The organism is Streptomyces sp. NPDC012827, from assembly GCF_042900905.1.
GTDB lineage: Bacteria > Actinomycetota > Actinomycetes > Streptomycetales > Streptomycetaceae > Streptomyces > Streptomyces gulbargensis.
On sequence record NZ_JBIBBY010000002.1, the window covers coordinates 361,998 to 380,049 of the forward strand.

Below are 18,052 nucleotides of genomic sequence, written 5' to 3' on the forward strand. Positions count from 1 at the left end.
CCCCGGGGCCCGCCCTCAGGTGTTGGGGCGCTTGCCGTGGTTCGCGCCCTTCTTCTTCCGCGCCCTGCGCTTGTTGCCTCGCTTCGACATGGCGTCTCCTCCCGGTTCGTGAGGGTATGTGCCCTGTCGAGCCTAGGGCGCGGGGCGGTGGCCCGCACGGTGGTCGTCCGATATCGGCATGTCGGTAGTGACACGTACTACATGGAAACCACGGCTCGAGAGTTCAACCGGAAGTCGTCGCAGGTCCTGGCTGCGGCCGCTGCCGGTGAGACCGTCACGGTGACGAAGAACGGCGTCGCCGTCGCACGCGTGGTCCCGATCGGGTCGGACGTCCCCCCGTACCCCTCCGATCCGATGGGCGAGATAGACCTGCCCGTCCTCGACCTTCCCGATCTCGACAACGACGAGATCGATGACGTCCTCGGGGAAATGGGAGGGGCGGAGTGATCGCTGTCGCCGACACCAACGCCCTCTACCGCTTGCTCGCCCCCGCCTCACGGGCCACGACGAGCACGGGAAGGCACTGGGCGCGATCAGCCATCTCGTGATCTCCCCACTGGTGCTGGCCGAACTCGACCACCTGATCTCGGCGCGTGCCGGGGCCCGCAAGGCGCTGGCGGCGGCCCGGTTCGTCGAGCGGTACACCGCCACCCGCCGGTTCGAGGTGCCTCCGGTCGCCGCGCACCTGTCCACGGCGATCGCCGTGGCCGAGGGCTACGCGGACGCCGACGGAGGGAAGGGCGTCGGGATGAGGGACGCCATGAACGTCGCCCTGGCCGCCGCATACGGCACCGACGTCCTGTTCACGACCGACCGGCACTTCCGCATGATCAGGCCGCTGACGGGCCACCCGGCCTTCCGGTTGCTGCCCGACGACCTCTGAGGCGGCACCGGGTCGCCACCGGCCGGGGCCCGCCCGCCTCACACCCCCGGCCCCGCCACCGCCGACCGCCCCACCACGACCCCCGCCCGGTCGACGCAGACCACGTCCACCGCCACCGGGGCGCCCCGCAGGACCGTGAGGGCCTCGTCGCGGGCACGGGCGGCGACGAGGTCGCCCAGGGGGACGCCCGCGGCTTCGCAGAGGCGGAGGGCGGCGAGGCCCGTGTTGGCGCCGGCGATCTCGGCCGTCAGGTCCTCGGTGGCGCCGCCCGTGCGGGCGAGTCCGGCGAGGAAGGCCTTGTCGACCTGGGAGCGGGCCGAGTGCAGGTCCAGGTGGCCCGCGGCCAGCTTGGAGAGCTTGGCGAAGCCGCCGCAGACGGTGAGCCGGTCCACCGGGTGGCGGCGGAGGTACTTGAGGACGGCGCCCGCGAAGTCGCCCATGTCGAGCAGGGCGATCTCCGGCAGGTCGTAGAGCTCCGTGACCGTCCGCTCGGAGGTGGAGCCCGTGCAGCCCGCGACGTGGGTGAGGCCGCCGGCACGGGCCACGTCGACGCCCCGGCGGATGGAGTCGATCCAGGCCGAGCAGGAGTACGGCACGACGATCCCGGTCGTGCCGAGGATCGACAGGCCGCCGAGGATGCCGATCCGCGGGTTCCAGGTGGAACGGGCGATCTCGGCGCCGTTGTCGACGGAGACGGTGATCTCCACGTCCCCGGTGCCGCCGTGCGCCGCCGCGACCTCGGCCACGTGCGCGCGCATCAGCTGCCGGGGCACCGGGTTGATCGCGGGCTCCCCCACGTCGAGCGGCAGCCCCGGCAGGGTGACCGTGCCGACGCCCTCGCCCGCGCGGAAGACGACACCGGAGCCGGGCGGCAGGAGCCGTACCGTCGAGCGGATCACCGCCCCGTGGGTGACGTCCGGGTCGTCGCCCGCGTCCTTCACCACGGCGGCCATGGCGGCCCCGGCCGTCAAGGACTCCGCCGCCAGCGCGAAGGACGGGGTGTGGCCCTTCGGCAGGGTGATCGTCACGGGGTCCGGGAAGTCCCCGGTGAGCAGCGCGGTGTACGCGGCGGTGGTCGCCGCCGTCGCGCAGGCGCCGGTCGTCCAGCCCGGGCGCAGACCGGTGTGCTTGAGTTGGGCCTCGCGCCCGCCGCCGGAACTCATGTAAGGACTCCCATGCACGTACTCATCCTCGGGGGTACCGCCGAGGCCCGCGCCCTGGCCGGGCTGCTGCACGGGCGGGTCCGGGTCACCAGCTCCCTCGCGGGGCGGGTGGCGAACCCCCGGCTGCCCGCCGGTGAGGTGCGGATCGGCGGGTTCGGCGGCGCGGACGGCCTCGCCGCCTGGCTGCGGGAGCACGGCGCGGACGCGGTCATCGACGCCACCCATCCCTTCGCCGCGCGGATCAGCTTCAACGCGGCCCGGGCGGCCGCCGACGCCCATGTTCCCCTGCTGGCCCTGCGCCGCCCCGGCTGGGTCCCTGAGGAGGGCGACGACTGGCGCCCGGTCGACTCCCTGGAGGAGGCCGCGGCGGCCCTGGACGGCCTCGGCGACCGGGTCTTCCTCACGACCGGGCGGATGGGCCTCGCGGCCTTCGCGGACCGCCCGGAGTGGTTCCTGGTCCGCTCGGTCGACGCCCCGGAGGCCCCGATGCCCGCACGCACAGAGGTCCTCCTGGACCGAGGCCCGTTCACCGTGGAGAGCGAGCGGGAGCTGCTCGCCCGCCACGGCATCGACGTCCTCGTCACCAAGGACAGCGGCGCCGCCGCCACCGCCCCGAAACTGACCGCCGCCCGCGAGGCCGGCGTCCCGGTCGTGATCGTCCGCCGCCCCCCGGTCCCGCCCGGCGTCCCGGTGGCGGCGACCCCGGAGGAGGCCGCCGCCTGGGTGCGGGAGCGCTGAGGACCGCCGCGGGCCCGGGCGCCGCTCAGCCGTAGCGGCGCGGCGTCCAGGTGATCGTGCGGCCGTCGGCGCGCTCGACCGCGCGGGTCTGGGTCGAGCCGATCAGGAGGAGGGTGCGCATGTCGACCTCCGCCGGGTCCAGGGTCTTCAGGGTGACGACCCGGACCGACTGCTCCGGGCCGCCGACGTCGCGGGCGACGACCACCGGGGTGTCGGGCGAGCGGACCTCCAGGAGCAGGTCCCGGGCGGCGGCGACCTGGTGGGTGCGGGACTTCGAGCCTGGGTTGTAGAGGGCGAGGACGAGGTCGGCCTCCGCCGCGGCGCGCAGCCGCCGGGAGATGACGTCCCAGGGCTTGAGCCGGTCGGAGAGCGAGATCGTCGCGTAGTCGTGGCCCAGCGGGGCGCCCGCCGCCGCGGCGGCCGCGTTGGCGGCGGTCACGCCCGGCAGGACCCGTACGGGCACGTCCGTGTAGGCCGGTTCGCAGGCCACCTCCAGGACCGCCGTCGCCATGGCGAAGACGCCCGGGTCGCCGCCGGAGACGACCGCGACCCGCCGGCCGCGCCGGGCCAGGTCGAGCGCGAACTCGGCCCGCTCGGACTCCACCTTGTTGTCGGAGCCGTGGCGCCGCTGCCCGGGGCGCAGGACCGGCACCCGGTCCAGGTAGGTGGTGTAGCCGACGAGGTCGTCGGCGCCCTGGAGCGCGCCGCGCGACTCGGGGGTCAGCCAGGGCGCCCCGGCCGGTCCGGTGCCGACGACGACGACCTCGCCGCCGGTCTCCCGGGACTCGGGAACGACGGCGTCGATCCGGGAGGGCAGGACGGCGACGGAGAAGTACGGGACGGTCGACGGGTCCACGCCGGCCAGCGTCTCCGTCCGCTCGCCGGGCATGAACGCCCGCTCCACGTACCGCGCGTCCTCCAGGCGTCCGGCCCGCTCCAGGGCGCGGCGCACGGTGGGGAAGGTGCGGCCGAGCTTCATCACGACCGCCGAGTCGGTGCCCGCGAGGCGGGCCGCCAGCTCGTCCTCCGGCAGGGTGCCGGGGATGATCGTGAGGACCTCCTCGGCCTCGCACAGGGGCGTGCCGAGCCGGGCCGCGGCGGCGCTGACCGAGGTGACGCCGGGGATGACGGTGGTGTCGTAGCGGTCCGCGAGCCGCTTGTGCATGTGCTGGTACGAGCCGTAGAACAGCGGGTCGCCCTCGGCGAGGACGGCGACCGTGCGGCCCGCGTCGAGGTGGGCGGCGAGGCGCGCCGCGGCCTCCTCGTAGAAGTCGTCCAGGGCGCCCCGGTAGCCGCCCGGGTGGTCGGTGGTCTCCACGGTGAGCGGGTACATGAGCCGCTCCTCGACGTGGTCCTCGCGGATGTGCTCGGCGGCGATGGAGCGGGCGATGGACCGGCCGTGGCGGGCCGAGTGGTAGGCGATGACGTCGGCCTCGGCGATGGCCTTCACGGCGGCGAGGGTCAGGAGGTTCGGGTCGCCGGGGCCGAGGCCGACCCCGTACAGCTTGCCGGTGGTGGTGCCGCTCATGCCTGGATCTCCGCTTCGTGCGCGAGCGCGTTGAGGGCGGCGGCGGTCATGGCGCTGCCGCCGCGCCGGCCCCGGACGACGAGGTACTCGAGGCCGAGGGTGTTCTCCGCGAGGGCGTCCTTGGACTCGGCCGCGCCGATGAAGCCGACCGGTATGCCGAGGACGGCGGCGGGCTTCGGCGCGCCCTTCGCGATCATCTCCAGGAGGTGGAAGAGGGCGGTGGGCGCGTTGCCGATGGCGACGACGGAGCCTTCGAGGCGGTCGCGCCAGAGTTCGAGGGCGGCGGCGGAGCGGGTGGTGCCGAGTTCGGCGGCGAGCCCCGGCACGGCCGGGTCGGAGAGGGCGCAGATCACCTCGTTGTCGGCGGGCAGCCGCTTGCGGGTGACGCCGCTGGCGACCATCTGCGCGTCGCAGAGGATCGGCGCGCCGGCGCGCAGGGCCTCGCGGGCGCGGGAGACGGCCCGGGGCGAGAAGGCGATGTCGCGGACGAGGTCGGTCATGCCGCAGGCGTGGATCATCCGGACCGCGACCTGCGCGACGTCGGCGGGCAGCCCCGCGAGGTCCGCCTCGGCGCGGATCGTGGCAAAGGACCGGCGGTAGATCTCCGTCCCGTCCTTCTCGTAGTCGAACATCCTGGTGCTCTCGCTCATCTCGTGGTCGTCGTCGGGGTCGGGGTCGTGCGGGCCGTGGCGACCGCGCCGGGCAGGGAGGTACGGGGGGTGGGGGCGCCGTTCACCCGGTAGGCGTCGTCACCGGTGGCGAGCACGTCCACCCAGGTGCCGCGCGGGTGCCCGCACCGGCGCTCGCAGCCGGAGAAGTGGACGGGGAGGAGGGGGCCGGGGGAGCCGGCGCGCGCCTCGCCGGTGCCGGGGGAGCCGGCGTGCGCCTCGCCGGTGCCGGGCGCCGCACCCGCACCGGGCTCCGGGGCCGCGGCCGTCCCCGCCGTCGCGTCCCCCCGTACGTCCGCCAGGGACTTGGCGCAGCCGGGGCGGCCCGTGCAGGCCGTGACGCCCGCCCACGGGGAGTCGGGACGGGTGATCAGCCCGAGGGCCGCGAGGGCCGGGAGCCGGTCGGCGGCGCGGTCGGCCGTCCGGTCGGTGACGACGACGGCGCCGCGCCAGGGCGTGAGCCGCACCTCGGCGGCGCCGTCCGCGAGGCCCCGCAGCTGCGCGGCGGTGAGCCGGCCGAGCGGCGCCAGGACGTACAGGCCGTGGTCGCCGAGCGGCCCCGGCGCGGGCGGTGCCCCGTGCGGGAGGGCGGGAGCGGGTACGGGCTCCGCCGGGATCCCGGCCCGGGCGAGTGCGCCGGCCACGTCGGGGGTGTGGCCGGGCGGCAGCTCGGCCACCCGCCAGGCACCGGTCCCGGCGGCCCGGGCGGCGGCCAGGAACGCCCCGGCGGCGGCGACCGCGGCCCGGGGCGCGTCCGCCCCGGCGACCCGGAGGGCCTGCCCGCCGGACCACAGGAGGGCGCCCCGGGGCGCTCCGTCCGCCACTGCGACCAAGGTCACATCCGCGCCGAGCCCGGTCATGTCCCCGCGGCCGTCGTCGAGGGCGAAGAGGAACCGGCCCGAGAGGGCGGCCGTCCACGGCTCCGCGCAGAGCAGCGTGTCCAGTTCGCGCGCCCACAACTGGGCGTCGGCGGTGCCGAGTCCGTCCAGGCCGGCGGCGGGGGAGGCCACGATGTTGCGGATCCGCTCGTGGCGGGGGGAGGGCAGCAGACCCGCCCCTGTCAGGAGTGCGGCGAGCTCCGTGCCGCAGCCCTCGCCCAGGCCCCGCAGCTCGGCGTTGCCGCGCGAGGTGACGCTGATCCGCCCGTCGCCCAGGCGCTCCGCCGCGTCGGCCAGCACGGCGGCCTGACGGACCGTCAAACGTCCTGCGGGCAGCCGGAGCCGGGCCAGGCGGCCGTCGTCGGCCGGATGCAGGCGCAGCGCTCCGGGGCAGGCGTCGCCACGGTCCCGTACGCGGGTTTCACCCGGTCCGGGCGCCGGGGGTGGGGTGGGCGGCATGGCGGCGAGCATACCCACGGCGCACCGCCCGGCCACGTGGTGTGATCGGGCCGACTCCGCCGCCCCCTCGGCCGCCCCGGCGGCACGATCTAGGATGCGAAGCGGCATGGGGTCCCAGGACCCCGGGGAGGAAGCCCGGTGAGAATCCGGCGCGGTCCCGCCACTGTGAGCCCGTACCGGCGACGGAACGGGTGAGTCAGGAACTCCCTTCCCCTCGCTCCCGGCTCCGTCCGGGCAGGGGAGGCCCCCACCCACACGACCACCCGGGGCGCGGACAACCCCGAGGAAGGCCTGAGCTCGCCATGCTCCTGCTGCTGTCGCACTCCGACACCGACCTGCTCAGCGCCCGGGCGGCCAACGCCGCCGCGCCCGACGGCCCGGTCGCGTACCGCTTCGCCAACCCCTCCCGCCTGCCGCTGGACGAGCTGCCCGCCCTCCTCGACGGCGCCGACCTGGTCGTCGTCCGCCTCCTCGGCGGTGTCCGTTCCTGGCAGGAGGGCCTGGACGCGGTCCTCGCCGCCGGGAAGCCGGTGGTCGTCCTCAGCGGCGAACAGGCCCCCGACGCCCAGCTGATGGCCACCTCCACCGTGCCGATCGGCGTGGCCACCGAGGCCCACGCCTACCTCGCGCACGGTGGCCCGGCCAACCTGGAGCAGCTGGCCCGCTTCCTCTCCGACACCGTCCTGCTCACGGGCCACGGCTTCGAGGCCCCGGCCGCCGCCCCCACCTGGGGCCCGCTGGAGCGGACCGCGCGGAACGCGGCCGGCCCGGTCGTCGCGGTGCTCTACTACCGCGCCCACCACATGAGCGGGAACACCGCCTTCGTCGGCGCCCTGTGCGACGCGATCGAGGACGCCGGCGGCCGGCCGCTGCCGCTGTACGTGGCCTCGCTGCGCGCCCCCGAGCCGGAGCTGATCGACACCCTCCGTACCGCCGACGCGATCGTCACCACCGTCCTGGCCGCGGGCGGCACCAAGCCCGCCGAGGCGCAGGCGGGCGGCGACGAGGAGGCGTGGGACGCGGGCGCGCTGGCCGCGCTCGACGTGCCGATCCTCCAGGCGCTGTGCCTGACCGGTTCGCGTGCCGCGTGGGAGGAGAACGACGAGGGCCTGTCGCCGCTGGACGCGGCCGGGCAGGTGGCCGTGCCCGAGTTCGACGGCCGCCTCATCACCGTCCCGTTCTCCTTCAAGGAGATCGACGCCGACGGCCTGCCCGCGTACGTCGCCGACACCGAGCGCGCGGCCCGCGTCGCCGGCATCGCCGTCCGGCACGCCCGCCTCCGGCACATCCCGAACGCCGAGAAGAAGCTGGCGCTCGTGCTGTCCGCGTACCCGACGAAGCACTCCCGCATCGGCAACGCGGTCGGCCTGGACACCCCGGCCTCGGCCGTGGCCCTGCTGCGCCGCCTGATGGCCGAGGGCTACGACTTCGGGCCCGAGGACGAGATCCCCGGCGTGGTCTCGGGTGACGGCGACGAGCTGATCCGCGCCCTGATCGAGGCCGGCGGCCACGACCAGGACTGGCTGACCGAGGAGCAGCTCGCCAGGAACCCGGTCCGCATTCCGGCCGCCGACTACCGGCGCTGGTACGCGACCCTCCCCGAGGAACTGCGGTCGCACGTCGAGGAGCACTGGGGCCCGCCGCCCGGCGAGATGTTCCTCGACCGGTCGCGGAACCCGGAGGGCGACATCGTCCTCGCCGCCCTGCGCCGCGGGAACCTGCTGATCCTCATCCAGCCGCCGCGCGGCTTCGGCGAGAACCCGATCGCGATCTACCACGACCCCGATCTGCCGCCGTCCCACCACTACCTCGCCGCCTACCGGTGGATCGCCGCCCGCGCCGACGACGGGGGCTTCGGCGCCGACGCCATGGTGCACCTGGGCAAGCACGGCAACCTGGAGTGGCTGCCCGGCAAGAACGCCGGCCTGTCCGCCGCCTGCGGCCCCGACGCGGCCCTCGGGGACCTGCCGCTCGTCTACCCGTTCCTCGTCAACGACCCGGGCGAGGGCACGCAGGCCAAGCGGCGCGCCCACGCCACGCTCGTCGACCACCTGGTGCCGCCGATGGCCCGCGCCGACTCGTACGGAGACATCGCGCGCCTGGAGCAGCTGCTCGACGAGTACGCGCAGATCTCGTCCATGGACCCGGCGAAGCTGCCGGCGATCCGCGCCCAGATCTGGACGCTGATCCAGGCCGCCAAGCTGGACCACGACCTGGGCCTGGAGGAGCGGCCGGAGGACGACGGCTTCGACGACTTCCTGCTGCACGTCGACGGCTGGCTGTGCGAGGTCAAGGACGCCCAGATCCGTGACGGTCTGCACGTCCTCGGCGGCGCGCCCGCCGGCCCGGAGCGGGTCAACCTGGTGCTGTCCATCCTGCGCGCCCGCCAGATCTGGGGCGGTACGCAGGCGCTGCCGGGCCTGCGCGAGGCGCTCGGCCTGGACGAGTCGGCCGCGACCCGGGTCACCGCCGACGAGGCGGAGGCGAAGGCGCGCGAGCTGGTCGAGGCGATGGAGGCGGCGGACTGGTCCGTGGACGCGGTCGAGAGGGTCGCCGCCGGTCACGGCCCCGACGTGGCCGCCGTGCTGCGCTTCGCCTGCGAGCAGGTCGTGCCGCGCCTGGCCGCCACGACGGACGAGCTGACGCACGCGGTGCACGCCCTGAACGGCGGCTTCGTGCCGGCCGGTCCGTCCGGTTCGCCGCTGCGCGGCCTGGTCAACGTCCTGCCGACCGGCCGGAACTTCTACTCGGTCGACCCGAAGGCGGTGCCGTCCCGCCTCGCCTGGGAGACGGGGCAGGCGCTCGCCGACTCCCTCCTGGAGCGCTACCGCACGGACAACGGCGACTGGCCGACCTCCGTGGGCCTGTCCCTGTGGGGGACGAGCGCGATGCGGACGGCCGGTGACGACGTGGCCGAGGCGCTCGCGCTGCTCGGCGTGCGCCCGCTCTGGGACGAGGCCTCGCGCCGCGTGAACGGCCTGGAGCCGATCCCGCTGGAGGAGCTGGGCCGCCCGCGCATCGACGTCACCCTGCGCATCTCGGGCTTCTTCCGTGACGCCTTCCCGCACGTCATCGGTCTGCTGGACGACGCGGTACGGCTCGTGGCGGGTCTCGACGAGCCGGCCGACCAGAACTACGTGCGGGCGCACGCGCAGGCCGACCTGGCCGAGCACGGCGACGAGCGGCGTGCCACGACCCGTATCTTCGGGTCGCGGCCGGGCACGTACGGCGCGGGCATCCTCCAGCTGATCGACTCGCGCGACTGGCGGACGGACGCGGACCTCGCCGAGGTGTACACGGTCTGGGGCGGTTTCGCGTACGGGCGCGGCCTGGGCGGCCGTCCGGCGCGGGCCGAGATGGAGACGGCGTACAAGCGGATCGCGGTCGCGGCGAAGAACACGGACACGCGTGAGCACGACATCGCGGACTCCGACGACTACTTCCAGTACCACGGCGGCATGGTGGCGACCGTCCGCGCGCTGAAGGGCACGGCCCCGGAGGCGTACATCGGCGACTCCACCCGCCCGGAGACGGTCCGCACCCGCACGCTGGTCGAGGAGACGTCGCGGGTCTTCCGGGCGCGGGTGGTCAACCCGCGCTGGATCGAGGCGATGCGGCGCCACGGCTACAAGGGCGCGTTCGAGCTGGCGGCGACGGTGGACTACCTCTTCGGGTACGACGCCACGACCGGCGTGGTCGCCGACTGGATGTACGACAAGCTGACGCAGGAGTACGTGCTCGACCCGGAGAACCAGGCCTTCCTCAAGGAGGCCAACCCGTGGGCGCTGCACGGCATCGCGGAGCGTCTCCTGGAGGCGGAGTCGCGCGGCATGTGGGAGAAGCCGGACCCGGAGACGCTGGCCGCCCTCCGCCAGGTGTTCCTGGAGACCGAGGGTGACCTGGAGGGTTCGGGGGACGAGGCGTAGGCCGGCCGGGCCGGGACCGGGAGCGGCGCGGTGTGCGCGCGTCCCGGTGCCCGGCCGGCGTCCTCGCGCGGGACCGGGTCCCGGCTCACCGGTGGGTGAGGGTGCGGTCCGGTGACAGGGCGAGCCGGCGGCCCGGGAAGGACGCCCGCAGCCGGCGGTCGTGGGTGACCACGACCAGCGTGCCCCGGTAGGCCGCGAGCGCGGCCTCGAACTCCTCCACCAGTCCCGGTGACAGGTGGTTCGTGGGCTCGTCCAGGAGCAGCAGGTCGGCCGGTTCCGTCACCAGGCGGGCCAGCTCCAGCCTGCGGCGCTGTCCGGCCGACAGGAGCCGGACCGGGGTCGCGAGGTCCCGGGCGGGGAACAGGCCGAGGCGGAGCAGCTCCTCCTCGCGGCCCTCTCCGAAGGCCTCGCTCACCGTACGGGGGTCGGTGGGCGGGGCCGTGTCCTGCCGCAGCAGTCCCACCCGGCCGGGTGCGCGCACCGTGCCCGCGTCCGGGGTGATCTCGCCCGCGAGGACTTTCAGGAGGGTGGTCTTGCCGGCGCCGTTGGGGCCGGTGACGAGGAGCCGTTCGCCCGGTTCGAGGTGGAGGGCGTCGAGCCGGAGCCGGCCGTTCACCCGTACCCCGGTCAGGTCGACGGCCGCGCCCTCGCCGGTCAGGTCCGCGTGGAAGCGCAGCGGGTCCGGGGGCGGCGGCACGGGGTCGGCGGTGAGCCGGGCGAGCCGTTCGCGGGCGGCGCGGATGCGGCTCATCGCGCCGTGCGCCCGGGACCGGGCCCGGAAGGCGCCCGCCCCGCTGAAGGAGGCGGGGGCCTTGCGGGGGATCGCCGAGAACCGGTCGATGTGGGTGTCCGCGAGCGCGGTGTGGCGGGCCAGTTCGGCCTTCCACTCCTCGTACGCGCGCTGCCGGCGGGTGCGTTCGGCGGCGCGGCCGGTGAGGTAGCCGGCGTAGCCGTCGCCGTAGCGGCGGACGGTGTGGCGGTCCTCGTCCACCTCCAGGACGGCGGTGGTGACCCGTTCGAGGAACGTCCGGTCGTGGGAGACGGCCACGACCGTGCCCCGGTGGGCGCGCAGCCGTTCCTCCAGCCAGCCGACGGCCTCGTCGTCCAGGTCGTTGGTGGGTTCGTCGAGCAGCAGGAGTTCGGGTTCGGCGGCGAGGACGCCGGCGAGCGCGAGGCGGGAGCGCTGCCCGCCGGAGAGGGTGCCCAGGGTGCGGGCGCGGTCGAGGGGGGCGGGTTCGCCGAGGCGTCGCAGGACGGTTTCGACGCGCCGGTCGGCACCGGCGCCGCCCCGCGCCTCGTAGGCGGCGAGGAGCCGGGCGTAGCCGTCGAGGTCGCCGGTGTCGCCGAGGGCGGCCTCGGCGGTACGGATGGCCCGCTCCAGTTCCCGTACCTCCGCGAGCGCGTGGTCGACGGCCTCGCCGACGGTGGCGGTGGGCGGGAGGTCGAGGGTCTGGGCGAGGTGGCCGAGGCCGCCGGGGGCGTCGACGGTCACCGTGCCGTCGGTGGGGGTGTCGAGTCCGGCGAGGAGCCGCAGGAGCGTCGACTTCCCGGAGCCGTTGTCCCCGACGACGCCGAGCCGTTCGCCGGCGCGGACGGTGAGGGAGACCCGGTCGAGGACGGTGCGGTGGTGGACGTCCCGGTCGTCGAAGCGCCGGGTGACGTCGGTGAGTTGTGCACGGAACAAGGGCGCCTCCCGGGCCGTAGAATACGAGACGAGACGTCTCGTCTTTTTGAGAGTACGGGAAGGTCCACGCCCGGGCAAGACGCTTCGTCTCGTCGGCGGGTGTCCGTCCTCCGTGGAGGAGGGCCGGTTCGTGGAGTGGGTTGCCCGTCGAGCTTGTTCTAGTAGAGTGCAAACAAGTGGAACAGGTGCCCGGGCCGTCCGGTCCGGAGGAGGGGGAGACCATGACCCACGACACGACCGAACCGAGCCGCCCCGCCCGCACGGGAGCACGCCTCCGGGGCAGCCGGCCCTGGGCCGCCCTGCCCTTCCTGCTCGCCCTCGCCGGGTACGCGGTGGCCCTCGCGCTCTGGTGGGAGCGGCTGCCGGACCCCGTGGCCACGCACTTCTCCGGGGCGGACGGCCGCGCCGACGGCTGGACCTCCCGCACCGGCACGGCCGTGACCGGCGCGGTCCTGCTGGCCGTGGCGGGCGCGGCCTGGACGGCGTTCGTCCGCGGGCCCGCGCTCGCCGGCGCCTGGGCGACGGCCGGATTCCTCGGCGCGCTGCCCGTCCTGATGCTCCGCGCCAACCTGGACGCGACCGGTCCGGACCCCGCCACCCTGCCCCCCGGCCACCTGGTGGCCGGCGCGGCCGTCGCCGGCCTCGCCGCGCTCGCCGGGTGGGCGGTGAGCCGGCTCGTGGTCGACGAGGAGCGGCCGGGTGCACCCGCCCCGGAGGGCGAGCCGTACGAGCGGCTGCCGCTCGGCCCGGGCGAGGTGGCCGGCTGGTCCCGCCACACCGGCTCCCCGGCGCTGACCGTGCTCGGCGCGGGCCTGGCCCTGGCGGGCCCGGCCGTCCTGACCGCCGGGTGGTGGCCGGTGGCGCCGTTCCTGGTGGCGGCCGGTGCGGCGGGGCTCGGGCTCGCCCGCGTCCGGGTCACGGCCGACCGGCGCGGCCTGACCGTCGCGCCCGCCGTGACCGGCCGGCCCCGCCTCCGTGTCCCGCTCGACGAGATCGAGGGCGCGGACGCGCGGGACGTGCGCGCGGTGGCCGACTTCGGTGGCTGGGGATACCGGGTCCGGGCCCACCGCACCGCTCTGGTGCTGCGCTCCGGCGAGGCCCTGGTGGTCCGGCGCGCGGGCGGTCGCGAGTTCGCGGTCACCGTGCCCGACGCGCGGACCGCCGCCGCCCTGCTCAACACGCTCACCGCACGGCATGGGAAGGTCTGACGGTGCTTTTCCGGGTCGATCCAGCCTCCTCCGTCCCCCTCGGCGACCAGATCGCCGCCTGCGTCCGCGGCGCGCTCGCCGACGGCTCCGCGGCGCCCGGCGAGCGCCTCCCGGCCGCCCGCGACCTCGCCGACTCCCTCGGCGTCAACGTCCACACCGTCCTGCGCGGCTACCAGCGGCTGCGGGAGGAGGGCCTGATCGAACTCCGCCGGGGCCGCGGCGCCGTCATCGTCCCCGGCGCCACCGCCCCCGACCGCGCCCGCCTGCTCGGCCGCCTCCGCGAGGCGGCGGCGGAGGCCCGCGAACTGGGCCTCAGCGAGGCGGAATTCCTCGAACTGGCCCGGACCTCACTGGCGTGACCCGCCCGCCCGGCGGATTTTGCCGAACGGTCGACCCGTCGCCGCCCCGGCTCCCGTAGCGTCCTCGGCGTATCCGTCGACACGCACCGCGGGCGGCCTCCCACCCGGGCGGGCCGGGCCGCCGGGGAGGTATGCCATGCACCAGCTCGACCTGCCGGCGACGGCGTCCGCGCTGCCGGACGCCTGGAGCTCCCACCTGCTGGCGCGGGTGGGAACGGCCGGGGTGAAGGTCCTCCGCATGGACGGGCGCCCCCTCCCGGCCGAGACCCACAGCGCCCCCGAGGTGCTCCTGGTGCTGGACGGCCGCCTCGAACTGCTGGTGGACGACACCGCGGTGACGGTGGCCCCCGGCGGCATGTACCGGGTGCCGGCGGGCACCCGCCACGCCGTCCGCCCCGGCAGCCACGGCACGCTGGTGATCGTCGAGGCACCGGAGGGGTGACGGCTCCGGCGGCCACGGGCGCCCGGCGGGTCCCGTACCGGGCGAACCGCCCCGCCCCGCCGGCGACCGCACGACGGCCCCCGCCCCCGTACCCATAGAATTTGACCCTGCTGTCGGAACGACCACGGCATCGCACCCCACTGGAATGGAGCATCCCAGGATGGCTCGACACCTTGTCACCAGCGCACTTCCCTACATCAACGGGATCAAGCACCTGGGCAACATGGTCGGGTCGATGCTCCCGGCGGACGTGTACTCCCGGTACCTCCGCCAGCGCGGTCACGACGTCCTGTACATCTGCGCCACCGACGAGCACGGCACCCCCGCCGAGCTGGCCGCCAAGGAGCAGGGTCTGCCCGTCGACGAGTTCTGCGCCCGCGCCCACGACGCGCAGAAGGCCGTGTACGACGGCTTCGCGCTGGCCTTCGACTACTTCGGCCGCAGCTCCTCGCCGCAGAACGCCGAGATCACGCAGCACTTCGCGCGGAAGCTGTACGAGAACGGCTTCATCGAGGAGCGGGCGATCCGCCAGGTCTACTCGCCCGTCGACGGCCGCTTCCTGCCCGACCGGTACGTGGAAGGCACCTGCCCCCACTGCGGTTACGACAAGGCCCGCGGCGACCAGTGCGAGAACTGCACCCGCGTCCTCGACCCCACCGACCTGATCGAGCCCCGTTCGGCGATCAGCGGCTCCACGGAGCTGGAGGTCCGCGAGACCAAGCACCTCTTCCTCCTGCAGTCGAAGCTCCAGCACGAGGTCGAGGCGTGGATCGACCGCGTCAGCCCCGAGTGGCCGCACCTGTCCACCTCCATCGCCCGCAAGTGGCTGACCGAGGGCCTGAACGACCGCGCCATCACGCGGGACCTGGACTGGGGCGTGCCGGTGCCGGCCGACACCTGGCCGGAGCTCGCCGCCGAGGGCAAGGTCTTCTACGTCTGGTTCGACGCGCCCATCGAGTACATCGCCGCCACCAAGGAGTGGGCCGACGCCGCCCCCGACGGCGAGACGCGCGACTGGAAGTCGTGGTGGTACGAGGCCGACGACACCGTCCGCTACACCCAGTTCATGGCCAAGGACAACGTCCCGTTCCACACGGTGATGTTCCCCGCCACCGAGCTCGGCGTGCGCGAGCCGTGGAAGAAGGTCGACCTGGTCAAGGGCTTCAACTGGCTCACGTACTACGGCGGCAAGTTCTCCACCTCCCAGAAGCGCGGCGTCTTCACCGACACCGCCCTCTCCCTGCTGCCCGCCGACTACTGGCGCTACTTCCTCGTCGCCAACGCGCCCGAGTCGGACGACTCCTCCTTCACCTGGGAGCACTTCACCGCCACGGTGAACAAGGACCTCGCCGACACCCTCGGCAACTTCGTCAACCGGGTCCTGTCCTTCTCCCGCAAGCGCTTCGGCGACGAGGTCCCGGCGGGCCACGCGGCCGGCGAGGCGGAGGCGAGGCTCGGCGAGGAGATCGCGCGGCTGCTCGCCGAGTACGAGGAGCACATGGAGGCCCTCCAGTTCCGCAAGGCCGCGGCCGCGCTGCGCGCCCTGTGGTCCGCGGGCAACTCCTACCTGGAGGAGAAGGCCCCCTGGCTGGAGATCAAGACGGACGCCGACGGCGCCGCCCTGACCCTGCGCACGGCGATGAACCTCATCCACCTGTACGCCGTGGTCTCCGAGCCCTTCATCCCGGCCTCGGCCGCCGCCATGCGCGGCGCCTTCACCCTGGCCGGGGACACCGCGACCTGGGTGACCGCCGAGCAGGCCAGGGCCCTGGACGCGGTCCCGGCGGGCACGCCGTTCACGGTGCCGCCGGTCCTCTTCGCGAAGATCACGGAGGAGGACATGGAGTCCTACCGCGAGCGCTTCGGCGGCGGCGCGCCCACGGCCTGACCCGACCGCGCCCGGCGCGCGACCGGCCTGCGGCGGCGGGGCCCACGGCCCGTCGCCCCGGGCCGCCGGCCGGCCGCGACGGCCTGAGCGGGGGGCCGGGGACCGGTGTCCCCGGCCCCCCGCCGTACCCGGGCCCGCCCGGAGCCGTCCGTACGTCTGCGGGCCGCGCCCGGTCAGGCGTCGCGGAGCTCCCGCACCGCGTCCTTCGTGAGGCTCACGCGGACGAGAGCGGCGGCGAGCCGGGCCAGGTCGTCACCCGGCACGAGCTCCGCCAGGCCGGCCGGGGTCGTGGGCAGGCCGAGGTCCCCGGCCGCCGCCCGTGAGCGCGCGTCGAAGAAGGGCCGCACCTCCGGCCACACCGCCTGCGCCTCCCGGCAGAAGATGTCCGCGCCGACGGGCCCGATCCGGGGCACCTCCCGCACCAGCGCGCGCAGCGCCGCCGTGTCGCCGGCCGCCTCGGTGCGGAGCCGGCGCAGGTCCCCGTGGAAGCGGTCGAGCACCATCCGGGCGCCCTCGCCGAGCGCGGTCGCGGTGCTCTCGTCGTACCGGACGTACCGTGCCCGGCCCAGCGCGTCCACCCGCTCCCGCCAGGCGGAGGCGGCCATCGCCCGGGGGGTGCGCAGGCCCGCCGCCCACAGCTCGCGGGCGGCGGCGGTCGCCGTCCCGGCCCTGATCCGCACCGAGAGGAGGACGGTGAGGACGAGCAGCCGGTACAGCGGCGCGGGCTTGTCGTGGAGGGCGATCCCGGCCTCCTCGGCGTAGGTGCGGCCGTGCGCGCGGAGCAGCCTGCCGACGAGCCGGTCGGTGTCCATGGAGCTGGTCTCCCGGTGGTGGGGGGGCGGTGGGGCTCGCGTTCAGTCGGTGTACGACTCCAGGGTGCCGCGCCGCCGCAGGTCGAGCGTCGCGCAGTGGAAGGAGCCGCCGAAGGGCGCGTAGTGCATCAGGTCGCACGGGACCGGTTCGAAGCCCCAGGACTCCAGGGCGCGGAGCATGCCGGTGTGGTGGCGTTCCGCGACGACCCGGCGCTCGTCGAGCATGAGGACGTTCATGCTGAGCCACGTGCCGCACATGGAGGTGACCTTGAGCAGCCGGTCGTGGATCGGGTCGGGCGGCGGGGCGACCAGGATGTCCCAGTTGCGCAGCACGTCCGGCAGCCGGTCGACGTCGACGTACTCCGGATTCACCAGCACCCGGCCGGGCGCCAGCGGCATGAACGTGGTGTCGATGTGCATGGGGGTGCGGCAGCGGCTCTCGATCTCGTGGATGCGGTAGCCGGGGCCGAGGTGGCGGCGCAGCCACTCGATGCCGCTGAGGTTGGTGACGTTGCTGCGCGTCACGAAGAGGTCGCGCCCGGCCCGGACGAAGTCGGCCGCGTCGAAGACCGGCTCGAACTCGGTCAGCAGGTAGCGCATCGGCTCACCGGGCCGGGGGATCCGGAAGTCCGGGTCGAACAGCTCGTCGGTGAGCTGCGGCCTCGGCGCCGCCGTCCAGCGGGCGCCGCGCCGGAAGCAGTCCTTCAGGAGCGTGCGGTAGGCGTGGGTCTCGAAGTAGCGGCAGGGCCAGGCCATCGGCGTCTCGATGATCTCGTCGCCGACGACGAGCATGCAGTCCCGGGGGCATGCGGTGCAGAAGCCGTGCGAGGACCAGTCGGGGGTGCTGAACCGGCGCCGGTGGTCGACCGGGTCCGGCCGCCGTACGGTCACGCCGGCCTCCTCCAGGAGGGCGATGAAGCCGTCGAGCTCCTCCTGCGCCCGGTCGAGCAGTGCCCGGGGGTAGCGGAAGCCCGCCGCGAGTCCCTGGAGCCTGGCCGCGAAGCGCGGAATGTTGCAGCTCACGGCGGGGTGGCGGGAGGGGATGGTGGCACCGTCGAGACGGCCGACGACGACCTCCTCCAGCGGGTCCCACTCGTTGTGCGACCGGACGGGCGGTGCGGCGGTCGCGGCGGCCGGGCTGCCGGCGGAGCCGGTGCCGGCCGGGCTGTGGGGGGTGCTCGGGGTGGTCGTGCGGCCCCCGGGGTCCGTGGTGGGCGCGGTGGCCGGGGGCGCGGACGTCGCGACGGCGAGGGACGGCTCACTCCGGAAGCGGGGCACGGTTGCCTCCTGCTGCGGTCGGCGGCGGAACACCGCGCGAGTGCCCCCCTCGCGGCCCCCGCATGCGCGGGCCGCGTGCCGGGGGTCCCCTCCCGCATCGGTCAGGATTCGAGAAGCGCAGGCCGGGGGGCCGCGCCT

16 protein-coding genes and 1 riboswitch are annotated in these 18,052 nt (G+C 75.2%); of the genes, 8 read left to right on the top strand and 8 right to left on the bottom strand.

Features of this window, described 5'->3' with window-relative positions:
* Positions 1–15: 15 nt before the first annotated feature.
* Entirely contained in the window at positions 16–90 is a 75-nt protein-coding gene (locus tag ACFY60_RS05055) for a 50S ribosomal protein bL37 (protein ID WP_372460710.1), read from the bottom strand.
* Positions 91–201: 111 nt separating this feature from the next.
* On the opposite strand from ACFY60_RS05055, the gene ACFY60_RS05060 reads away from it, so the two are divergent.
* Positions 202–447 carry a type II toxin-antitoxin system Phd/YefM family antitoxin gene (locus ACFY60_RS05060; RefSeq protein ID WP_388609680.1) on the top strand — a complete coding sequence of 82 codons (246 nt, stop codon included), beginning with the start codon at positions 202–204 and terminating at the stop codon, positions 445–447.
* A gap of 97 nt (positions 448–544) precedes the next feature.
* Complete coding sequence (locus ACFY60_RS05065; protein ID WP_388609677.1) at positions 545–883, top strand: PIN domain-containing protein; 339 nt, start codon at positions 545–547, stop codon at positions 881–883.
* 38 nt (positions 884–921) lie between these two features.
* Here ACFY60_RS05065 and ACFY60_RS05070 read toward each other — a convergent pair whose 3' ends face one another.
* Complete coding sequence (locus ACFY60_RS05070) at positions 922–2,046, bottom strand: cobalt-precorrin-5B (C(1))-methyltransferase (protein ID WP_388609675.1); 1,125 nt, start codon at positions 2,044–2,046, stop codon at positions 922–924.
* A 12-nt stretch (positions 2,047–2,058) separates the two neighbouring features.
* Here ACFY60_RS05070 and ACFY60_RS05075 point away from each other — a divergent pair, with 12 nt between their 5' ends.
* A complete protein-coding gene (locus ACFY60_RS05075) occupies positions 2,059–2,784 on the top strand; it encodes a cobalt-precorrin-6A reductase (RefSeq protein ID WP_388609674.1) in 726 nt (241 codons plus the stop codon).
* A gap of 25 nt (positions 2,785–2,809) precedes the next feature.
* Here ACFY60_RS05075 and ACFY60_RS05080 read toward each other — a convergent pair whose 3' ends face one another.
* The 3 genes from ACFY60_RS05080 to ACFY60_RS05090 are packed head-to-tail and all read right to left on the bottom strand — an operon-like array spanning position 2,810 to position 6,329.
* The gene (locus tag ACFY60_RS05080; protein ID WP_388609672.1) at positions 2,810–4,312 is read right to left on the bottom strand and encodes a precorrin-2 C(20)-methyltransferase; all 1,503 of its coding nucleotides are present in this window, start codon (positions 4,310–4,312) and stop codon (positions 2,810–2,812) included.
* Positions 4,309–4,944, bottom strand: a complete 636-nt coding sequence (locus tag ACFY60_RS05085; RefSeq protein ID WP_388610212.1) for a precorrin-8X methylmutase — start codon at positions 4,942–4,944, stop codon at positions 4,309–4,311. The genes ACFY60_RS05080 and ACFY60_RS05085 overlap by 4 nt, the downstream gene beginning before the upstream one ends.
* A 14-nt stretch (positions 4,945–4,958) precedes the next feature.
* Positions 4,959–6,329: a cobalamin biosynthesis protein CobG gene (locus ACFY60_RS05090; RefSeq protein ID WP_388610211.1), complete on the bottom strand. Its 1,371-nt coding sequence runs from the start codon at positions 6,327–6,329 to the stop codon at positions 4,959–4,961.
* Between the two features lie 79 nt (positions 6,330–6,408).
* A riboswitch (cobalamin riboswitch) is annotated at positions 6,409–6,542 on the top strand.
* A 77-nt stretch (positions 6,543–6,619) separates the two neighbouring features.
* Between ACFY60_RS05090 and cobN the strand changes: the two genes are divergently transcribed.
* Positions 6,620–10,243, top strand: a complete 3,624-nt coding sequence (cobN, locus tag ACFY60_RS05095; RefSeq protein ID WP_388609669.1) for a cobaltochelatase subunit CobN — start codon at positions 6,620–6,622, stop codon at positions 10,241–10,243.
* An 85-nt stretch (positions 10,244–10,328) separates the two neighbouring features.
* Here the strand turns inward: cobN and ACFY60_RS05100 are convergent, their stop codons facing one another.
* Entirely contained in the window at positions 10,329–11,927 is a 1,599-nt protein-coding gene (locus tag ACFY60_RS05100) for an ABC-F family ATP-binding cassette domain-containing protein (RefSeq protein WP_388609668.1), read from the bottom strand.
* Between the two features lie 221 nt (positions 11,928–12,148).
* Here ACFY60_RS05100 and ACFY60_RS05105 point away from each other — a divergent pair, with 221 nt between their 5' ends.
* The 4 genes from ACFY60_RS05105 (at position 12,149) to metG (ending at position 15,824) form a co-directional block, all read left to right on the top strand.
* A complete protein-coding gene (locus ACFY60_RS05105; protein ID WP_388609666.1) occupies positions 12,149–13,135 on the top strand; it encodes a DUF1648 domain-containing protein in 987 nt (328 codons plus the stop codon).
* A 2-nt stretch (positions 13,136–13,137) separates the two neighbouring features.
* Positions 13,138–13,494 carry a GntR family transcriptional regulator gene (locus ACFY60_RS05110; protein WP_388609664.1) on the top strand — a complete coding sequence of 119 codons (357 nt, stop codon included), beginning with the start codon at positions 13,138–13,140 and terminating at the stop codon, positions 13,492–13,494.
* Between the two features lie 136 nt (positions 13,495–13,630).
* A complete protein-coding gene (locus ACFY60_RS05115; RefSeq protein WP_388609662.1) occupies positions 13,631–13,936 on the top strand; it encodes a cupin domain-containing protein in 306 nt (101 codons plus the stop codon).
* Between the two features lie 160 nt (positions 13,937–14,096).
* Positions 14,097–15,824, top strand: a complete 1,728-nt coding sequence (gene metG, locus ACFY60_RS05120; RefSeq protein WP_388609659.1) for a methionine--tRNA ligase — start codon at positions 14,097–14,099, stop codon at positions 15,822–15,824.
* Between the two features lie 173 nt (positions 15,825–15,997).
* Here the strand turns inward: metG and ACFY60_RS05125 are convergent, their stop codons facing one another.
* Positions 15,998–16,636: an endonuclease gene (locus ACFY60_RS05125; protein WP_388609657.1), complete on the bottom strand. Its 639-nt coding sequence runs from the start codon at positions 16,634–16,636 to the stop codon at positions 15,998–16,000.
* Positions 16,637–16,678: 42 nt separating this feature from the next.
* Positions 16,679–17,719 carry an amidinotransferase gene (locus ACFY60_RS05130; RefSeq protein WP_388610209.1) on the bottom strand — a complete coding sequence of 347 codons (1,041 nt, stop codon included), beginning with the start codon at positions 17,717–17,719 and terminating at the stop codon, positions 16,679–16,681.
* Positions 17,720–18,052 lie beyond the last annotated feature (333 nt).

What these genes read in the sequence shown, in the direction of transcription:
- ACFY60_RS05085 (WP_388610212.1), bottom strand. Translation starts at nt 4,944, where the DNA reads ATGTTCGACTACGAGAAGGACGGGACGGAGATCTACCGCCGGTCCTTT.
- ACFY60_RS05105 (WP_388609666.1), top strand. Translation starts at nt 12,149, where the DNA reads ATGACCCACGACACGACCGAACCGAGCCGCCCCGCCCGCACGGGAGCA.
- metG (WP_388609659.1), top strand. Translation starts at nt 14,097, where the DNA reads ATGGCTCGACACCTTGTCACCAGCGCACTTCCCTACATCAACGGGATC.
- ACFY60_RS05070 (WP_388609675.1), bottom strand. Translation starts at nt 2,046, where the DNA reads ATGAGTTCCGGCGGCGGGCGCGAGGCCCAACTCAAGCACACCGGTCTG.
- ACFY60_RS05080 (WP_388609672.1), bottom strand. Translation starts at nt 4,312, where the DNA reads ATGAGCGGCACCACCACCGGCAAGCTGTACGGGGTCGGCCTCGGCCCC.
- ACFY60_RS05115 (WP_388609662.1), top strand. Translation starts at nt 13,631, where the DNA reads ATGCACCAGCTCGACCTGCCGGCGACGGCGTCCGCGCTGCCGGACGCC.
- ACFY60_RS05125 (WP_388609657.1), bottom strand. Translation starts at nt 16,636, where the DNA reads ATGGACACCGACCGGCTCGTCGGCAGGCTGCTCCGCGCGCACGGCCGC.
- ACFY60_RS05060 (WP_388609680.1), top strand. Translation starts at nt 202, where the DNA reads ATGGAAACCACGGCTCGAGAGTTCAACCGGAAGTCGTCGCAGGTCCTG.
- ACFY60_RS05090 (WP_388610211.1), bottom strand. Translation starts at nt 6,329, where the DNA reads ATGCTCGCCGCCATGCCGCCCACCCCACCCCCGGCGCCCGGACCGGGT.
- cobN (WP_388609669.1), top strand. Translation starts at nt 6,620, where the DNA reads ATGCTCCTGCTGCTGTCGCACTCCGACACCGACCTGCTCAGCGCCCGG.
- ACFY60_RS05075 (WP_388609674.1), top strand. Translation starts at nt 2,059, where the DNA reads ATGCACGTACTCATCCTCGGGGGTACCGCCGAGGCCCGCGCCCTGGCC.